Raw genomic sequence first — 18,713 nt, 5'->3', positions numbered from 1 at the left:
CGATTTAGACACACCGACGTTGTTCTGAACACCATATGAAAACTCGTTAGTACATCTATACGAGCTGGGCGTAGGTCCAAGTGTTAATGGAGGACTTTCATATATTACGGTGCCGTTAGGTGTATCACGAGGAATCGAAAGTGTAGTGGGTAATTGCATAGTGAGAGTTGTTTGATGATGACCCGGGAAGAACGAGCAATTAGCCGCGCCTGCGTAGCTGGGCGCGAAAAGTAACGACAGACATAGCGTGTGAATCAATTTCGTTAGCTGGAGCGGGCGCTGGAGTTTGAAACGCTTCATGAAGGGGTTTACGTAATTGGCCAAAGAGCGGCATACGTTAAACACGCCGTTTGCCGATGGACATCAGGCGATTCTTAGAACACGCTCCCGCGTCTGCGCAAACGCGGCGATGTATTAGACTCAGCAAAGCCTGAAAACCGTGCAGGTTGTGCAGCCCCCGGTTCACCAGAGAGGTCATATGGTTCGCTTGAGTATGGTCTTGCTGGGTAATGACTTTGTCCGCAAGCGTTGGTCAGCGCTGGCGCTGACCGGCATCGTCTGGGGCGCGGCCGGCGTGGCTATCTTCATCGACGCACTGGACGGCGTTTTGTATTTTCCGCTGCATGTCTTCGGCTATCTGTTGTTGCTCGAAGCCCTGATCATTCTGTTTGTACCGGCACCACAAACCGGAACCGCCGCGGCTTTGCGCAAATCGCGCGGTTTGGTTTTCCTGTTGCTGGGGCTGCTGATCATCGACAGGCAACATGCTGCCAGCCTGATTCTGGCGGTGCTGTTTGGCGGGGCTTTCATGCTCGATGGCGTCTTTCGCCTGGCAGCGGCGGTGGTCGTGCGTTTTGTCGGTTGGCAAGTGTCGCTGCTGACGGGGTTGTTCGAAATCGGCTTTGGCGTGTTCATCCTTGAGCCGTACCCGACGCTTTATAAAGGCACGGTGCCGTTTTGCATTGGCATGAGCATTTTTCTCTCGGGTTGCGCCTTGTTGCGGCAGTCCGTGCGTTTCAAAAACTGGCAGTCGCCGGTCAGCCCCTTTTCCGTCAGTGCACCGGCTCCCAGCGCTGCGCTGGTGATTCACGTCTGGACACCGAGTGGCACGGTTGACGACACACTGGTGCGCAACCGGTTGCTCAACCGCTATATCGCAGCGGTCGACATCAACGGCGTGATCTCCGCCGGGCACGCGGCACTGGAATGTGGCCCGGACATCTACATCAGCCATTACCCGCTAGATGACATTGATCGTTCGGCGGGGGATTTCGTGCGCTTGCTGCGGGCGACGCCGAACAACGATGTTGCCGGCCGGTTTCTGCCTGACTATGCGGAGGAGGTGGCTGACTGGTGTCCGTCTTCGGTGCAGGTCAGTTTTGCCCACTACGACGCCCGACGACTCAATGCGTTCTGGGCGCAATATCGGCAGAACAGCACTTACAACCTGACCAGCCGCAATTGTTCCAGTGCCGTCGCCCATAGCCTCGAAGCGGCGCTTGAAGGGGCGATGAATCGAGGCCATTCGAGCATGCGCGATTTCGCTCGAGTGATCTTCAGCCCCGAGTTCTGGGTGGCGGCGCAGGTGCGCAAGCGCGCCGAGGTGATGGCCTGGACGCCAGGGCTGGTGCTCGACTACGCGCGGGCGTTGCACGCGGCCATCGAACCGGCACCGCCGGGCTGGCATGGCCTGTACGCGGGGGCCAAACGTGCCTGCGGGTATGTGGCCACTGCCTTGCGTGGGCGCGAGGTGCATCCGGTGCAACCGCCACCCGCGAATCCTTCCGACAAGTCCTGACCGACCTTTCACCGAGTCGCCGCCATCGCGAGCAGGCTCACTCCTACAGGGGATTTTGTTGCGATCACAGAATTCGTGTTGATCGCAAATCCACTGTGGGAGCGAGCCTGCTCGCGAAAGCATCCGCGTGCGCGCCACAAAACCCCAGTCCACTGGTCAACTAATTACCAAGCCTCCTAACTATTTCATTGACATTCGCTGCCTAGGCAGTAACATCTCGACATACATTCACTGCCTAGGCAGTTATTAGGTGAGCACATGAAGCATTTCACCCCGGACGAATTCAAACATTGCCATCTCGGCCTGTTGCTTGGCCGTGCTGCGCTGCTCAAGGACCGGATCATCGACACCCACATGGAACCCCACGGCATCACCGCCGCGCAGTTCAAAGTGTTGATCATCATGGCCCAGTACGGCGTCGATACCCCGGCCGAGTTGTGCCGGCATCTGTCGCTGGACAGCGGTTCGATGACGCGCATGCTTGATCGTCTGGAGCAGAAAGGTTTCCTGGCTCGCCAACGCAGCGAAGGCGATCGTCGTCAGGTGCAGCTCAAGCTCACCGAGCAGGGCCAGCAACTGGCCGATCGCCTGCCGCACATCGGCGCCGACGCGATGAATGAACTGGCGGGCGCCGTTACCCCGGACGAGTTGAAAACCCTGGAATACATCCTCAAGAAAATTCTGCTGGGAGCCGGTGACCCGATCACTATCCAGCGGCTAGGTGAACACAATGAGCGGTAAAACCTTGCGCAGCAGCCTGACCCTGGTGCTCTCGGCGATGATCCTCGCCGGTTGCGCCAACTACAGCGGCCTCGACACTCAAGGCAAAAACCTTGACGCGGCGAGCTTGAAAACCGGCCAGTCCCTCAACGGCGTGACCCTGTCGCCGGCCGCTTGGCCGAAAAGCGACTGGTGGACCAGCCTCGGTGATCCGCAACTCGACGGCCTGATCCGCGAAGCCCTGCACGACAGCCCGGACATGCAAATCGCCGCCGCGCGCGCCCATCAGGCCAGCGCCGCTGCGTATGCCGCCGACGCCGCCCGTTATCCGACCCTCGACGCCAGCGCCGGCATCAGCCGTTCGCGCCTGGCCAAGGATCAGGATCCGTTGGGGCAGGGCGATGCTTATGCCACCGTGCGTAATGTCAGCGCCGGCTTCAACTACAACTTCGACCTGTGGGGCGGCCAGCGCGATGCGTGGGAAGCCGCACTCGGCCAGGCCCGCGCCGCCGAAGTCGATCGCCAGGCTGCGCAGTTGACCCTCGCCGCCGATGTCGCTCGCGCTTACAGCGATCTCGGCCAGGCACACATCGTTTATGACCTGGCCAACGATGACCTTAAACGCACCAAACAGATGCTGGATCTGAGCCAGCGTCGCCTGAGTTCCGGGATCGACAGCCAGTACCAGTTTCAGCAAACACAAAGCCTTGAGGCCAGCTCCGAAGCCAGCCTGATCGATGCGGAAAAACGCCTCAACAGCGCCAAGATCGCTCTGGCCGTGCTGCTCGGCAAAGGTCCGGATCGCGGCAACGAAATTGCCCGGCCGAAAGTCCTGCAAGCCAGTGCCGTAGCGGTGCCGTCGGTGTTGCCGGCGGAACTGCTCGGTCGTCGCCCGGATCTGGTCGCCGCGCGCTGGCGTGTAGAGGCCGCGAGCAAAGACATCGACTCGGCGAAAACCCAGTTCTATCCCAACTTGAACCTGTCGGCCTCGGCCGGTGCCGAATCTTTGTTGGGTGACGCGATGTTCGGTTCGGCCAGTCGCTTCTTCAACATTGCCCCGACCATTTCGGTGCCGATCTTCGATGGCGGACGCCTGCGCGCCAACCTCGATGCGCGCGACGCCGGTTACGATCTGGCGGTGGCGCAGTACAACAAAAGCCTGGTGAAAGCGCTCGGCGATGTCAGCGACACGATCAATCAGTTGCGTGACATCGGCCGGCAGATCGGTGCGCAGCAACACGCCACCGAGATTGCCCAGGATTCTTACAACACCGTCGTCCAGCGTTACGGTTCCGGCATCGGCAACTACCTGGACGTGCTCAGCATCGAGCAGCAATTGCTGCAGGCCCAGCGTCAGTTGGCCAACCTCAATGCCGAGCAGATCGACCTGTCGATTCAACTGATGCAAGCGCTGGGCGGCGGCTTCCAGGGTCAAACCCTGACCGCAGCCAACGCCACCCCAGCCACGCCGCACAACTAATTCAAGGTAATTGTCATGGCCACTGCCGAAAACACCCAAGCTCAAGACAACACCCCGGACACCGGCAACCCGCGCAAGCGCAAAGTGATGCTGCTGGTGCTGGCCGTCGTGGTTGCTCTCGCCTGCGCTGGCGTCTGGGCGTATCACGAATTCATCGGACGCTTTAACGAAAGCACCGACGACGCCTACGTCAACGGTAACGTTGTGGAAATCACCCCGCTGGTGACCGGCACCGTGGTCAGCATCGGTGCTGACGATGGTGATCTGGTTCACGAAGGTCAGGTGCTGATCAACTTCGACCCGAACGACGCTGAAGTCGGTCTGCAAAGTGCTCAGGCGAAACTGGCGCGTACCGTGCGTCAGGTGCGTGGCTTGTACAGCAACGTCGATGGCATGAAAGCCCAGGTCAACGCGCAACAGGCTGAAGTGCAGAAAGCCCAGGACAACTTCAACCGCCGGAAGAATCTTGCTGCTGGCGGCGCGATTTCCCAGGAAGAACTGTCGCATGCTCGCGACGACCTGACCTCGGCGCAAAACGCCCTTGCCAACGCCAAACAGCAGCTGAAAACCACCAGCGCATTGGTCGATGACACCGTGGTGTCGTCGCATCCGGAAGTGATGTCGGCCGCCGCTGATCTGCGTCAGGCTTACCTGACCAATGCTCGCAGCACCTTGATCGCGCCGGTCACCGGGTACGTCGCCAAACGTACCGTGCAACTCGGACAACGCGTACAGCCGGGCACCGCGCTGATGGCGGTGATTCCGCTGGATCAACTGTGGATCGACGCCAACTTTAAAGAAACTCAACTGCGTGACATGCGCATCGGTCAGCCGGTCGATATCGAGTCCGACATCTACGGCAGCGACGTGAAGTACAGCGGCACCGTCGACAGCCTCGGCGCCGGTACCGGCAGCGCGTTTGCCTTGCTGCCAGCGCAGAACGCCACCGGTAACTGGATCAAGATTGTTCAGCGTGTGCCGGTGCGGATTCACATCAACGCCGAAGAACTGGCCAAGCACCCGCTGCGTGTCGGTCTGTCGACCAACGTCGAGGTCAACCTGCACGACCAAAGCGGCCCGGTGCTGGCGCAGCAACCGCCGCAAAAGGCGTCGTTCAGCACCAACGTTTACGACCAGCAACTGGCGGAAGCCGACGCGATGATTGCGCAGCTGATCCACGACAACAGCGCTGCGGTCAGCAAAACCGCGCAACGCTGAATCTAACCTCTGTGGGAGTGAGCCTTGTGGTGAGGGGATTTATCCCCGATGGCCTGCGCAGCAGGCCCGGCTTTTTGAGTCAAAAGAGGGGCCGCTTCGCGACCCATCGGGGATAAATCCCCTCACCACAGGATTCACTCCTACAAGTGCTGCTGTGTCTTTAACTGACGCAGCGTCAACCCGGCTTCAAAGGATTCACAATGAGCAATAACGCCTCTTTCACGCCGCCCAGCCTGTTGCTCAGCACCATCGGCCTGTCGCTGGCGACGTTCATGCAAGTGCTCGACACCACTATCGCCAACGTGGCGTTGCCGACGATTTCCGGCAACCTCGGGGTGAGTTCGGAGCAGGGCACCTGGGTCATTACCTCGTTTGCCGTGAGTAACGCCATTGCGCTGCCGTTGACCGGTTGGCTCAGTCGGCGTTTCGGTGAAGTGAAGCTGTTTCTCTGGGCGACGATTCTGTTCGTCCTGGCCTCGTTTCTCTGCGGTATTTCCACGTCGATGCCGGAACTGATCGGCTTCCGCGTGCTGCAAGGTCTGGTCGCCGGGCCGCTGTATCCAATGACGCAAACCCTGTTGATCGCGGTGTATCCGCCCGCCAGGCGCGGCATGGCGCTCGCGTTACTGGCGATGGTGACCGTTGTGGCGCCGATTGCCGGGCCGATTCTCGGTGGCTGGATTACTGACAGCTACAGCTGGCCGTGGATCTTCTTCATCAACGTACCGATCGGCATCTTTGCGGTCATGGTGGTGCGCTCGCAACTGGCCAAGCGGCCGGTGGTGACCAGTCGCCAGCCCATGGATTATGTCGGCTTGATCTCGCTGATCATTGGCGTCGGTGCGTTGCAGGTGATCCTCGACAAGGGCAATGACCTGGATTGGTTCGAGTCGAACTTCATCATCATTGGCGCGGCGATTTCGGTGGTTGCGCTGGCGGTTTTCATCATCTGGGAAATGACCGATCAGCACCCGGTGGTCAATCTGCGGCTATTCGCGCACCGCAACTTCCGCATCGGCACGCTGGTGTTGGTGCTGGGTTACGCCGGGTTCTTTGGCATCAACCTGATCCTGCCGCAGTGGCTGCAGACGCAGATGGGCTACACCGCGACCTGGGCGGGCCTGGCCGTGGCGCCAATCGGGATTCTGCCGGTGCTGCTGTCGCCGTTTGTCGGCAAGTACGCGAACAAGTTCGACCTGCGCCTACTGGCCGGGCTGGCGTTTCTGGCGATTGGTCTGAGCTGCTTCATGCGGGCGGGTTTCACCAATGAAGTCGACTTCCAGCACATCGCTCTGGTGCAGCTGTTCATGGGCATTGGTGTGGCGCTGTTCTTCATGCCGACGTTGAGCATCCTGATGTCGGATCTGCCGCCTAGCCAGATCGCTGACGGCGCCGGGCTTGCGACTTTTCTGCGGACCTTGGGCGGTAGCTTTGCGGCGTCGCTGACCACGTGGATCTGGATTCGCCGGGCCGATCAGCATCATGCGTACATGAGTGAAAGCATCAGCACGTACGAACCGGCGACGCGAGAGGCGCTGAACCAGTTGGGCGGGGCGAGTAATCCGGCGTATGCGCAACTGGATCATGTGCTGACCAGTCAGGCGTACATGCTCTCCACCGTGGATTACTTCACGTTGCTGGGCTGGGGCTTTATGGGGTTGATTCTGATTGTGTGGCTGGCGAAACCGCCGTTTGCCGCGAAGGCAGGTCCGGCGGCTTCCGGGCACTGATCCGAAGCGCGGTCAAACTGTAGGAGTGAGCCTGCTCGCGATTGCGGTGTATCAGTCAACAGAGATGTTGAATGTGATATCGCCATCGCGAGCAGGCTCACTCCTACATTGTTCTGTGGCTCGTCAGTTAGAAGGGGCAGGCAGGGCCGGAGGCGGGGCAAAATCGAACGGCGCCAACGCATAGCCGTTTTCATCCACCTGCAACGCCCAACCCTGACGATCCCAATCACCCAGCACGATGCGCTTCGCCGATTGCTCACCGAGCTGCAATTTGTGAATCGCCGGGCGATGGGTGTGCCCGTGGATCAACGTCTTCACGCCAAATGCCTGCATGATCCGCGGAATCTCTTCGGGCGTGACATCCACGATGTCATTGGCCTTCATCCGCGTCTGCGCCTTGCTCTCACTGCGTAGTTTGCGCGCCAGCTTATGGCGCGTGCTCAGCGGCAGGTTGCGCAGGATAAACAGCGTGATCGGGTTACGCAGGTAGCGCCGCAGCTTCATATAGCCAACGTCGCGGGTGCAGAGGCTGTCGCCATGCATCAACAACACCGGTTCGCCGTAAAACTGCACGACACTCGGATCCTTTAACAGCGTACAGCCGGCCTCTTTGCAGAAAGCCTTGCCGAGCAGGAAGTCGCGATTGCCGTGCATCAGAAAGATCGCCGTGCCACTGTCGCTCAAATCGCGCAGGGCCTGGCAGATGGAACGCTGAAAGGGCGTCATGGCGTCATCGCCAATCCACGCTTCGAAGAAGTCGCCGAGAATGTACAACGCACTCGCCGAGCGGGCGCGTCCGGCGAGCAAATTCAGAAACGCCCGGGTTATGTCCGGGCGCTCCTCTTCCAGATGCAAATCTGAAATCAGCAATATCACGCTTCGATGATCTCGGCTTTCTCGATGATCACGTCGTCTGCTGGTACGTCCTGGTGGCCGGACTTCATGGTGGTCGAAACACCTTTGATCTTGTCGACAACGTCGGTGCCGGCGGTCACTTTACCGAACACTGCGTAGCCCCAGCCTTGCACGTTCTTGCCGCTGTGGTTGAGGAAGGTGTTGTCGGCGACGTTGATGAAGAACTGCGCGGAAGCCGAATGCGGCTCCATGGTACGGGCCATGGCAACGGTGTATTTTTCGTTGGAAAGACCGTTGTCAGCTTCGTTCTGGATGCTTGGGCGCTTGTCTTTCTTTTCTTTCATGCCTGGCTCGAAACCGCCGCCCTGGATCATGAAGTTACCGATGACGCGGTGGAAAACGGTGTTTTCGTAGTGACCGGCTTTGACGTATTCGATGAAGTTGGCGACGGTGATCGGCGCCTTTTCAGCGTTCAGTTCGATGACGATGTCGCCATGATTGGTGGTCAGTTTGACTTGAGTCATGATCGGTGCTCTTTTTCAATGAAGCGTTTTATAAGGAATTCGTGGGTAATGGGACATTTCGCCCCGTCACCGGTTCAGCCCATGGGCCAAGGTGCGCAGTTTAGCGTGACAGGCGCGAATTTCGAGGCTGTTTTTCAAATCCCGGCGATTAAATGCGCTCCTTTATAGGCCCCGCTCTGTCAGCCCCTTGACAGCATCGGCTATGATAGCGGCTTTGTTTTGTCTGGCCCCCTCTGCGGCCGCGCACATGTAAGTCAAGGATCCTAATGAGCAAGCCCACTGTCGACCCTACCTCGAATGCCAAGTCCGGCCCTGCCGTGCCGGTCAACTTCCTGCGGCCGATCATCCAGGCAGACCTGGACTCGGGCAAGCACACCCAGATCGTCACCCGTTTCCCGCCTGAGCCCAACGGCTACCTGCACATCGGCCACGCCAAGTCGATCTGCGTGAACTTCGGCCTGGCCCAGGAGTTCGGCGGCGTCACGCACCTGCGTTTCGACGACACCAACCCGGCCAAGGAAGATCAGGAATACATCGACGCGATCGAAAGCGACGTCAAATGGCTGGGCTTCGAATGGTCCGGCGAAGTGCGCTACGCCTCGCAGTATTTCGACCAGTTGCACGATTGGGCCGTTGAGCTGATCAAGGCCGGCAAGGCCTATGTCGACGACCTGACCCCTGAGCAAGCCAAGGAATACCGTGGCAGCCTGACCGAGCCCGGCAAAAACAGCCCGTTCCGCGACCGTTCGGTAGAAGAGAACCTCGACTGGTTCGCCCGCATGCGTGCTGGTGAGTTCCCGGACGGCGCTCGCGTGCTGCGCGCGAAGATCGACATGGCTTCGCCGAACATGAACCTGCGCGACCCGATCATGTATCGCATTCGCCACGCCCATCACCACCAGACCGGTGACAAGTGGTGCATCTACCCGAACTACGACTTCACCCACGGTCAGTCGGACGCCATCGAAGGCATCACCCACTCGATCTGCACCCTGGAGTTCGAAAGCCATCGTCCGCTGTACGAGTGGTTCCTCGACGCACTGCCAGTGCCGGCGCACCCGCGTCAGTACGAGTTCAGCCGGCTGAACCTCAACTACACCATCACCAGCAAGCGCAAGCTCAAGCAGCTTGTGGACGAGAAGCATGTGCATGGCTGGGACGATCCGCGCATGTCCACGCTGTCGGGCTTCCGCCGCCGTGGTTACACGCCAAAATCGATCCGCAACTTCTGCGAAATGATCGGCACCAACCGTTCCGACGGCGTGGTCGACTTCGGCATGCTCGAATTCAGCATCCGTGATGACCTCGACCACACCGCGCCGCGCGCCATGTGCGTGCTGCGTCCGCTGAAAGTCGTGATCACCAACTACCCGGAAGGCCAGGTCGAGAACCTCGAACTGCCACGCCACCCGAAAGAAGACATGGGCGTGCGCGCTCTGCCGTTCGCCCGGGAAATCTACATCGACCGTGAAGATTTCATGGAAGAGCCGCCGAAGGGCTACAAGCGCCTGGAACCGGCCGGTGAAGTGCGCCTGCGCGGCAGCTACGTGATCCGCGCCGACGAAGCGATCAAGGACGCCGATGGCAACATCGTCGAACTGCGTTGCTCGTACGACCCGGAAACCCTCGGCAAGAACCCGGAAGGCCGCAAGGTCAAAGGCGTGATCCACTGGGTGCCGGCTGCCGCCAGCGTCGAGTGCGAAGTGCGTCTGTACGATCGTCTGTTCCGTTCGGCCAACCCTGAGAAGGCCGAAGACAGCGCGAGTTTCCTCGACAACATCAACCCTGATTCGCTGCAGGTACTCACCGGTTGTCGTGCTGAGCCATCGCTTGGCAATGCACAGCCGGAAGACCGTTTCCAGTTCGAGCGCGAAGGTTACTTCGTCGCTGATTTGAAGGACTCGAAACCAGGTCAGCCGGTATTCAACCGTACCGTGACCCTGCGTGATTCGTGGGGCCAGTGATTCAGCGTCAAGGAAATTAAAAGTGCTGACGATTTACAACACGCTCACCAAGAGCAAAGAAGTCTTCAAGCCGCTCGATGGCGACAATGTGCGCATGTACGTCTGCGGGATGACCGTGTACGACTACTGCCACATTGGCCACGGCCGCAGCATGGTCGCGTTCGACCTGGTGACCCGCTGGTTGCGGTTCAGCGGTTACAACCTGACCTACGTGCGCAACATCACCGATATTGAAGACAAGATCATCAATCGCGCCCGCGAAAACGGCGAGCCGTACGACGCACTGACCGAGCGCATGATCACGGCAATGCACGAGGACGAGGCGCGCCTCAATATCCTCAAGCCGGACATGGAGCCGCGCGCCACTGATCACATTCCGGGCATGCTGAGCATGATCCAGACCTTGATCGACAAGGGTTACGCCTACGCCCCTGGCAATGGCGACGTGTACTACCGCGTCGCGAAGTTCATGGGCTACGGCAAGCTGTCGCGCAAGAAGATCGAAGACCTGCGCATCGGCGCGCGGATCGAAGTCGACGAAGCCAAGCAGGATCCGCTGGACTTCGTGCTGTGGAAAGCCACCAAGCCGGGTGAGCCGAGCTGGGAATCGCCATGGGGCGCCGGGCGTCCGGGCTGGCACATCGAGTGCTCGGTGATGTCGACCTGCTGCCTGGGCGAGACCTTCGACATTCATGGCGGCGGCAGCGACCTCGAGTTCCCGCACCATGAAAACGAAATCGCCCAGAGCGAAGCGGCCACCGGCAAGACCTACGCCAACGCGTGGATGCATTGCGGCATGATCCGTATCAATGGCGAGAAGATGTCCAAGTCCTTGAACAACTTCTTCACCATTCGCGACGTGCTGGAAAAGTACCACCCGGAAGTCGTGCGTTACCTGCTGGTGTCGAGCCACTACCGCAGCGCGATCAACTACTCGGAAGACAACCTCAAGGACGCCAAAGGCGCCCTGGAGCGTTTCTACCACGCGTTGAAAGGCCTGCCGAGCGTCGCGCCGGCGGGCGGCGAAGCGTTCGTCGAGCGTTTCACCACGGTGATGAACGACGACTTCGGCACGCCGGAAGCCTGCGCAGTGCTGTTCGAGATGGTGCGTGAGATCAACCGTCTGCGCGAGAGCGATCTCGATGCCGCGGCCGGTCTGGCAGCACGTCTGAAAGAGCTGGCGAGTGTGCTGGGTGTGTTGCAGCTTGAGGCGGATGACTTCCTGCAAGCAGGCGCCGAAGGGCGTGTCGATGCAGCTGAAGTGGACGCGCTGATTGCTGCACGTCTGGCGGCACGGGCCGGTAAAGACTGGGCTGAGTCCGACCGTATCCGCGACCAACTCACCGCCATGGGCGTGGTGCTGGAAGACGGCAAGGGCGGCACGACCTGGCGTCTGGCTGACTGATTGCTGTGCTTGCTACAAACAAAACCCGCCTTGTGCGGGTTTTTGTTTGGCTGCGAGAAGAGCCCCTCACCCTAACCCTCTCCCAGTGGGAGAGGGGACTGAATGGGGGATATTCAAGAAATACGCCGACCTGAAAGATTTTTTCCGAATCCATAATCGACGCAATCTCTCAGGTCGATGTACAACGCCAGACACCTCGGTCGGCCCCTTCTCCCTCTGGGAGAGGGCTGGGGTGAGGGTTGCTTTTGGTGTCCGCGTAGGTCTTGATGTCTGACGCGGCAGCGGGATGCTGCTCAGCGACGAATCAAGGGAGGAATCATGGCTAATCACTACCGCGAGCTTCTAACAACACCCGGCGCCACGGGGTTAGTGCTCGCGAGTTCCATTGCCCGATTGCCGCAAGCAATGATCGGCATTGGCATCATCACCATGCTGGTGGAGCAAACCGGTGTCTACTGGCTGGCAGGCGCAGTCGCCGGTATGTTTACCCTGGCCAATGCATTGCTTGGCCCGCGCATTTCGAAACTTGTTGATCAGCGTGGTCAGAGTCGAGTGCTACCCGTGGTGACGGCATTCAGCATCGTCATGTTGCTGGCGTTGATCTTCGCCGTTCACTTGAGAGCGCCCGCCGCGTTGTTTTTTGTTCTTGCGGCACTGGCGGGGACGATGCCGAGCATGCCGTCGATGATCCGCGCACGCTGGACGCAATTGTTTCGTGGCAAGCCGCAACTGCACACGGCGTTCTCGCTGGATACGGTTCTGACCGAACTCGCCTACATCATCGGCCCGCCACTGGCGATCGGCTTGAGCGTGAGCTTTTTCGCCGAGGCCGGGCCGTTGGTGGCGGTGGCGCTGCTGGCTGTCGGGGTGACAGCGTTTCTCCTGCAGCGCCAGACTGAACCTAAAGTTGTCGTGGGCCATACCCGCAATACCGGCTCAACCCTGCTGATTCCCGGCGTTCGCACGATTGTCCTCGCGCTGTTGGCGATGGGTGTCATCGGTGGAGCGATCGATGTGGCGGTCGTGGCCTTCGCCAATGCTCAAGGCTGGCCAGCGTCTGCCACCTTCATCCTCGCCGCCTATGCGTTCGGTTCACTGGTGGCCGGCCTGACGTTCGGTGCGTTGAGGGTTTCGCTGGCGATCGAAAAACAGTTCCTGATCGGGATATTGGTCACGGCGTTCACCGGCGTTTTGCCGATTTTTGCAGCGGACGTTTATGTCCTGTCAGCGACGCTGTTTATCGCCGGCATTTCGTTTGCGCCAACGATGGTCGTGGTCATGAAGCTGGGGACGATCATCATCCCGCCGTCGCGGATCACCGAAGGGCTGACGTGGATGACCACTGGCATCAGCATTGGCGTTGCGCTCGGGGGCATGCTGGCGGGGGTGGTTATTGATGCTTTTGGTGCACGAGCAGGGTTCGGCGTGGCGATTGGCGCGGGGGTGATGATGATTGGGGTTGTGCTGATTGGGCTGCGCACATTGGCGGCTGTTTCCACTGCGCGTGTTGAGCCGGCCTTTTCGCCCTCACCCTAGCCCTCTCCCGGAGGGAGAGGGGACTGATTGGGGGATGCTCATGAGATACGCCGACCTGAACGTGATGTGCCGAATCCATAATCGACTGGTTCTTTCAGGTCGATGTGTGGCGCCAGACACCTCGGTCGGCTCCCTCTCCAGGAGGAAAGGGCTGGGCGGGCGGCGTTCCGATGAGGGGAAGGGGTTCACTCAACCTTCAATCTGCCGCAGCCGCTTATAAAGTGTATTGCGACTAACGCCCAGCCTTCTGGCCAAATGCGAGATATTCCCCCCGGCCGCCTTCAACTCCCGGTTCAACGCTTCAACATCATTCAAATCCAATCCCAGCGGCTGCGCGCTCTCAACCGGCTCCATCTCCAGATCAACAAAAAAATCATCGGGCAAATGCTCCGGCCGCACCGGTTGCTCCTCGGCCATGGCCAGCGCCACCTGCATCACGCTGCTGACCTGACGCAAATTCCCCGGCCACGGATGTCTTTCAAATAACGCCAACACTTCGTGGCTCAGCCCCGCCCATTGCGTCGGCTCACGGTGTTGTTCCCAGAGTCGTTTAAACAAAGCCTGTTTATCACTGCGTTCTCTGAGCGGCGGCAACTCCAATGTCAGCCCGCCGATGCGGTAATACAAATCCTCACGAAACCGCCCCAACTGCACTTGTTCACGCAGAGAGCGGTTGGTCGCCGAGATAATCCGCAAATCCACCGCAAACAACTCACTGCTGCCCACCGGTTGCACGCAGCGCTCCTGCAACACGCGCAACAAGCGCGCCTGGGTTGGCAGCGGCATGTCGCCGATTTCATCGAGGAACAATGTTCCTTTGTCAGCCTTGCGAATCAGCCCGATGCTGCCTTTCTGGTTGGCGCCGGTGAACGCGCCTTTCTCGTAACCAAACAGCTCGGACTCCACCAGTTCGGCGGGAATCGCTGCGCAGTTGACGGCGATGAATGCCTGTTTGCTGCGCGAACTCGCTTGGTGCAAGGCTTTGACGAAGACTTCCTTGCCGACGCCGGTTTCACCGTGGATCAGCAGCGGGATGTCTTTCTCCAACAAGCGCTCGGCCTGGCGCACGGCTTTTTCTACGCGACTGTCGCCGAAGTGCAAGCTGTTGAGGCTGATCGCGCTGGGTGCGGCGGGTTTCGGCTCAGTGACAAACAGCCGCGGCTGAATCGGCGCCTGTTTCGGCCGCTTCAGCAAACATTGAAAACGGTTGCGCCCGGACGTCTGCAAGGCAAATGGCAAGTCATCCGGCTGATTGATCAATTCCAGAAGCGACACGTTGAACAGGCTCTCGACACTGACCCGCGACAAACGCACACCGAGCAGATTGTCCGCGCGGCGATTGGCTGACAGCACCTGGCCGCTCTCATCAAAAATCAGCAAACCCGCCCACTGGCTGTCGAGGTTGTTCAACCCGGTATTGAACGTCAGTTGAAAGTGCTGACCGTGAAACAGATTGAGGATCAGCCGGTTCTCCACGGTCTGGCTCATCATCTTGACCATGCCCAACGTGTGCGAGGGCGGCAAGTAGCTGTCGCTGGAGACATCGAGCACCGCAATGACCTTGCGCTCGGCATCGAAAATCGGCGCGGCGGAACCGGTCATGAAGCGGTTGGCCTTGAGAAAGTGTTCATCGTGTTCGATATGCACTGCCTGCTCGCAAGCCAGCGCGGTGCCGATGGCATTGGTGCCGCTGGAGCGCTCCATCCAGCTCGCCCCGGCCTGAAAGCCGCGAGCCAGATTCGGTTCGATAAAGCGTTGCGTGCCCCACGACGTCAGCACCTGGCCCTGATTGTCGGCGAGCATGATCAGGCAGTTGGAGTTGCTCAGAATGTTTTCGTAGTAGGGCAGGACTTCCTGGTGAGTGGTCTGCACCAGCGAGTGATGGCGGTCGAGCAGATGGGCAATGCCGGCGGCGGGCAGTTGATCGAAGGCCGGGGCGCTTTGGTGATCCAGACCGAACGCACGGCAACGTTGCCAGGAAGTCTGGACGATCGCGTCGTGGGACAACGGCGGGGCAGGTGCGGCCATGGCAGTGGGCCTCTGATGCAGCGATTTTTATTGTTGTTATGAACCCAAATCCTGAACACAACACAGATCAACTGTGGGAGCGAGCCTGCTCGCGAAAGCGGTCTATCAGACAGAGTTGCATTGACTGACACAGCGCTATCGCGAGCAGGCTCGCTCCCACAGGGGATCTATTTCGCATTCAGGATCGGGCAAAAGGCGTTCATAGAGTGTTGTTCACTATTGTTCATTGTCAATCGCCCGACTGTTCAAATGTGTTCAGCAATGAATGCTCAATCACCGCGCTTTCAACGATTTTCACGACAAATCAACCACTTGCCATTTCTGGCACGAAACTCGCTCCCGTGTACAGGTCGCTTGACTCCAATAATAAAAAGGCCGAGCCATGTCACTCACTCTGGAGCACGTCAGCCGCACCGTCGAGGGCCAGACCTGGATCGACGATGCCTGCCTGAAATTCGAACCCGGTTCTTTCAATGTTTTGCTCGGTCGTACGCTGTCCGGCAAGACCAGTCTCATGCGTTTGATGGCCGGTCTGGACAAGCCCGACAGCGGCCGCATCCTGATGAACGGCGTCGACGTCACTCAGCGCCCGGTGCGTCTGCGCAACGTGTCGATGGTCTATCAGCAGTTCATCAATTACCCGACCATGACCGTATTCGAGAACATCGCCTCGCCACTGCGTCAGGCCGGGATCGGCAAAGAGATCATCCATAGCAAAGTGCAGGAAACCGCGAAGATGCTGCGCATCGAGAAGTTTCTGCAACGCTATCCGCTGGAGCTTTCGGGCGGCCAGCAGCAGCGCACGGCGATGGCTCGCGCATTGGTCAAGGATGCCGAGTTGATCCTGTTCGACGAGCCGCTGGTCAACCTCGATTACAAACTGCGCGAAGAGCTGCGGCAGGAAATGCGCGAACTGTTCAAGGCGCGCCATACCATCGCGATCTACGCCACCACCGAGCCCAACGAAGCGTTGGCGCTGGGCGGCACCACGACCATTCTTCACGAAGGTCGGGTGATCCAGAGCGGCGCGTCGACCTCGGTCTATCACCAGCCGCAAACCGTGCTGGCCGCCGAGCTGTTCTCCGAACCGCCGATCAATCTGATGCCCGGTCGCATCGCCGGCAACGAAGTCAGCTTCGCCAACTTCGTCCACTTTCCGTTGAACGTCGATTTGCGTCCGGTGGGCGAGGGTGAGTTTCGATTTGGCGTACGCCCCAGTCATATCTCGCTGGTGCCGAGCAACGATGACGATCTGGAGTTGGCAGTCACCGTTGAAGTCGCCGAGATCAGCGGTTCGGAAACCTTCCTGCATGTGCGCAACGAACATTTCCTGTTGGTACTGCACCTGTCCGGTGTTCACGAATACGACGTCGATGCGCCGATCCGCATTTACATCCCGACCCACAAACTGTTCGTTTTCGATGCGCAGGGCCGCTTGGTGCAAGCCCCGGGCCGACGTGTCGCGAGGGTTGCCTGATGGCCGAAATCCGTTTGCAGCACCTAGCCCACAGCTACAGCAAAACCCCAGGCGGCGCGGAGGATTACGCGATCCGCGAAATGAATCATGTCTGGGAACAGGGCGGTGCCTACGCCTTGCTCGGGCCGTCGGGTTGCGGCAAGTCGACCTTGCTCAACATCATTTCCGGATTGCTCAGCCCCTCGCAAGGTCATGTCTTGTTTGACGGCAAAGCGGTCAATGACCTGACGCCGGAGAAGCGCAACATCGCTCAGGTTTTCCAGTTTCCGGTGGTTTACGACACCATGACCGTGTTCGATAACCTCGCTTTTCCCCTGCGCAATCAGGGCATGGCCGAGGCGAAAGTGCACAGCAAGGTGCAGGAAATTGCCGAAGTCCTCGACCTGCAAAACCTGCTGAGCAAAAAGGCGCGCAACCTCACCGCCGACGAAAAACAGAAAGTCTCCATGGGTCGTGGCCTGGTGCGCGACGACGTCTCGGCGATCCTTTTTGACGAGCCGTTGACGGTGATCGACCCGCACCTGAAGTGGAAACTGCGACGCAAGCTCAAGCAGATCCACGAGCAGTTCAACATCACCATGGTCTACGTCACCCACGATCAACTTGAGGCCTCGACCTTCGCCGACAAGATCGCGGTGATGTACGGCGGGCAGATCGTCCAGTTCGGCACGCCCCGGGAATTGTTCGAGCGGCCAAGCCACACCTTTGTCGGCTACTTCATTGGCAGCCCCGGCATGAACCTGATCGAAGTGCAGCCGCAGCCCGGCGGCGTCGGTTTCGCCTCGACGCACCTGCCGTTGTCCGACGCCATGCAGCGGCATATCGAACACGGTCAGTGGAAAAACCTCAAGGTCGGCATCCGTCCCGAATTTATTCATGTCTGGGACGAGCCGTTTGACGACGCGATGCAGGCACAGGTCGTACACGTCGAAGACCTCGGCACCTACAAGATCATGACCCTCGACCTCGACGGCGCGCCGCTGAAAGTACGCTTGGCGGAAGACAAACCGGTGCCGCAAGGCACGGCGTATATCAGTTTCCCGGCGCAGTGGCTGATGGTTTATGCCGATGAATTCCTCCTTGAAGCCGACAGCAGCGAGGTGCGGCCATGAACAAGGTGCAGAACAACAAGGCCTGGTGGCTGGTGTTGCCGGTGTTTCTGCTGGTGGCGTTCAGTGCGGTGATCCCGATGATGACCGTGGTCAACTATTCGGTGCAGGACATCTTCGACCAGTCCAGCCGCTACTTCGTCGGTGCTGACTGGTACCGGCAAGTGCTGCTCGATCCACGCTTGCACGACTCATTGCTGCGCCAGTTCATCTATTCCGGCTGCGTGTTGCTGATCGAAATCCCGCTGGGCATTGCCGTCGCGCTGACCATGCCGACCAAGGGTCGCTGGTCATCGCTGGTGCTGATCATCCTGGCGATTCCGCTGCTGATCCCGTGGAACGTGGTCGGCACCATTTGGCAGATTTTCGGTCGCGCCGACATTGGTCTGTTGGGGTCGAGCCTCAACGCGATGGGCATCAGCTACAACTACGCGGCGAACACCATGGACGCGTGGGTGACGGTGCTGGTGATGGACGTCTGGCACTGGACTTCACTGGTGGCGCTGTTGTGTTTCTCCGGGTTGCGGGCGATCCCCGACGTCTATTACCAGGCCGCGCGCATAGACAGGGCCTCGGCCTGGGCGGTGTTCCGCCATATTCAATTGCCCAAGCTGAAAAGCGTGCTGTTGATCGCGGTCATGCTGCGCTTCATGGACAGTTTCATGATCTACACCGAGCCATTCGTGCTCACCGGCGGCGGGCCGGGCAACGCCACGACGTTCTTGAGTCAGACGTTGACGCAAATGGCGGTAGGCCAATTCGACCTCGGTCCGGCAGCGGCGTTTTCGCTGGTGTACTTCCTGATCATCCTGTTGGTGTCCTGGCTGTTCTACACCGCCATGACGCACTCCGACGCCAACCGCTGAGGC

Annotated in this window: 14 protein-coding genes; 11 read left to right on the top strand and 3 right to left on the bottom strand. The window is 59.4% G+C overall.

What is annotated here, in order from left to right:
* Positions 1-478: 478 nt before the first annotated feature.
* From JFT91_RS15875 to JFT91_RS15855, 5 genes are all read left to right on the top strand, one after another.
* Positions 479-1,798: a DUF308 domain-containing protein gene (locus JFT91_RS15875; protein ID WP_201232978.1), complete on the top strand. Its 1,320-nt coding sequence runs from the start codon at positions 479-481 to the stop codon at positions 1,796-1,798.
* Positions 1,799-2,056: 258 nt separating this feature from the next.
* Complete coding sequence (locus tag JFT91_RS15870; protein WP_201226395.1) at positions 2,057-2,539, top strand: MarR family winged helix-turn-helix transcriptional regulator; 483 nt, start codon at positions 2,057-2,059, stop codon at positions 2,537-2,539.
* Positions 2,529-3,998, top strand: a complete 1,470-nt coding sequence (locus JFT91_RS15865) for an efflux transporter outer membrane subunit (protein ID WP_201232977.1) — start codon at positions 2,529-2,531, stop codon at positions 3,996-3,998. The genes JFT91_RS15870 and JFT91_RS15865 overlap by 11 nt, the downstream gene beginning before the upstream one ends.
* Before the next feature lie 15 nt (positions 3,999-4,013).
* Complete coding sequence (locus JFT91_RS15860; RefSeq protein WP_201226393.1) at positions 4,014-5,216, top strand: HlyD family secretion protein; 1,203 nt, start codon at positions 4,014-4,016, stop codon at positions 5,214-5,216.
* Between the two features lie 200 nt (positions 5,217-5,416).
* Complete coding sequence (locus JFT91_RS15855) at positions 5,417-6,946, top strand: DHA2 family efflux MFS transporter permease subunit (protein ID WP_201232976.1); 1,530 nt, start codon at positions 5,417-5,419, stop codon at positions 6,944-6,946.
* 123 nt (positions 6,947-7,069) lie between these two features.
* Here the strand turns inward: JFT91_RS15855 and lpxH are convergent, their stop codons facing one another.
* Together lpxH and JFT91_RS15845 are read right to left on the bottom strand one after the other, a co-directional pair.
* The gene (gene lpxH / locus JFT91_RS15850; protein WP_201232975.1) at positions 7,070-7,822 is read right to left on the bottom strand and encodes a UDP-2,3-diacylglucosamine diphosphatase; all 753 of its coding nucleotides are present in this window, start codon (positions 7,820-7,822) and stop codon (positions 7,070-7,072) included.
* Positions 7,819-8,325, bottom strand: a complete 507-nt coding sequence (locus tag JFT91_RS15845; protein WP_201226390.1) for a peptidylprolyl isomerase — start codon at positions 8,323-8,325, stop codon at positions 7,819-7,821. The genes lpxH and JFT91_RS15845 overlap by 4 nt, the downstream gene beginning before the upstream one ends.
* A gap of 266 nt (positions 8,326-8,591) precedes the next feature.
* Between JFT91_RS15845 and JFT91_RS15840 the strand changes: the two genes are divergently transcribed.
* From JFT91_RS15840 to JFT91_RS15830, 3 genes are all read left to right on the top strand, one after another.
* The gene (locus JFT91_RS15840; protein WP_201226389.1) at positions 8,592-10,289 is read left to right on the top strand and encodes a glutamine--tRNA ligase/YqeY domain fusion protein; all 1,698 of its coding nucleotides are present in this window, start codon (positions 8,592-8,594) and stop codon (positions 10,287-10,289) included.
* Between the two features lie 22 nt (positions 10,290-10,311).
* Complete coding sequence (gene cysS / locus JFT91_RS15835) at positions 10,312-11,694, top strand: cysteine--tRNA ligase (RefSeq protein WP_201232974.1); 1,383 nt, start codon at positions 10,312-10,314, stop codon at positions 11,692-11,694.
* A gap of 318 nt (positions 11,695-12,012) precedes the next feature.
* On the top strand, positions 12,013-13,230 hold the full coding sequence (locus JFT91_RS15830; RefSeq protein ID WP_201232972.1) for an MFS transporter: 1,218 nt from the start codon (positions 12,013-12,015) through the stop codon (positions 13,228-13,230).
* A gap of 189 nt (positions 13,231-13,419) precedes the next feature.
* On the opposite strand, the gene JFT91_RS15825 is transcribed toward JFT91_RS15830, so the two are convergent.
* A complete protein-coding gene (locus JFT91_RS15825) occupies positions 13,420-15,258 on the bottom strand; it encodes a sigma-54-dependent Fis family transcriptional regulator (RefSeq protein WP_201232971.1) in 1,839 nt (612 codons plus the stop codon).
* Positions 15,259-15,640: 382 nt separating this feature from the next.
* On the opposite strand from JFT91_RS15825, the gene JFT91_RS15820 reads away from it, so the two are divergent.
* From JFT91_RS15820 to JFT91_RS15810, 3 genes are read left to right on the top strand one after another with little or no spacing between them, the layout of a single operon-like run.
* On the top strand, positions 15,641-16,735 hold the full coding sequence (locus tag JFT91_RS15820) for an ABC transporter ATP-binding protein (protein WP_201204632.1): 1,095 nt from the start codon (positions 15,641-15,643) through the stop codon (positions 16,733-16,735).
* Positions 16,735-17,847, top strand: coding sequence for an ABC transporter ATP-binding protein (locus JFT91_RS15815; protein ID WP_201204630.1), 1,113 nt, complete (start codon positions 16,735-16,737; stop codon positions 17,845-17,847). The genes JFT91_RS15820 and JFT91_RS15815 overlap by 1 nt, the downstream gene beginning before the upstream one ends.
* Positions 17,844-18,710, top strand: a complete 867-nt coding sequence (locus tag JFT91_RS15810; protein WP_201204628.1) for a carbohydrate ABC transporter permease — start codon at positions 17,844-17,846, stop codon at positions 18,708-18,710. The genes JFT91_RS15815 and JFT91_RS15810 overlap by 4 nt, the downstream gene beginning before the upstream one ends.
* Positions 18,711-18,713: the final 3 nt, after the last annotated feature.

It is taken from the genome of Pseudomonas sp. TH08 (assembly GCF_016651275.1).
GTDB lineage: Bacteria > Pseudomonadota > Gammaproteobacteria > Pseudomonadales > Pseudomonadaceae > Aquipseudomonas.
The sequence above is the reverse complement of the archived record's forward strand: the minus strand, read 5'-3'. Positions and strand labels throughout refer to the sequence as shown.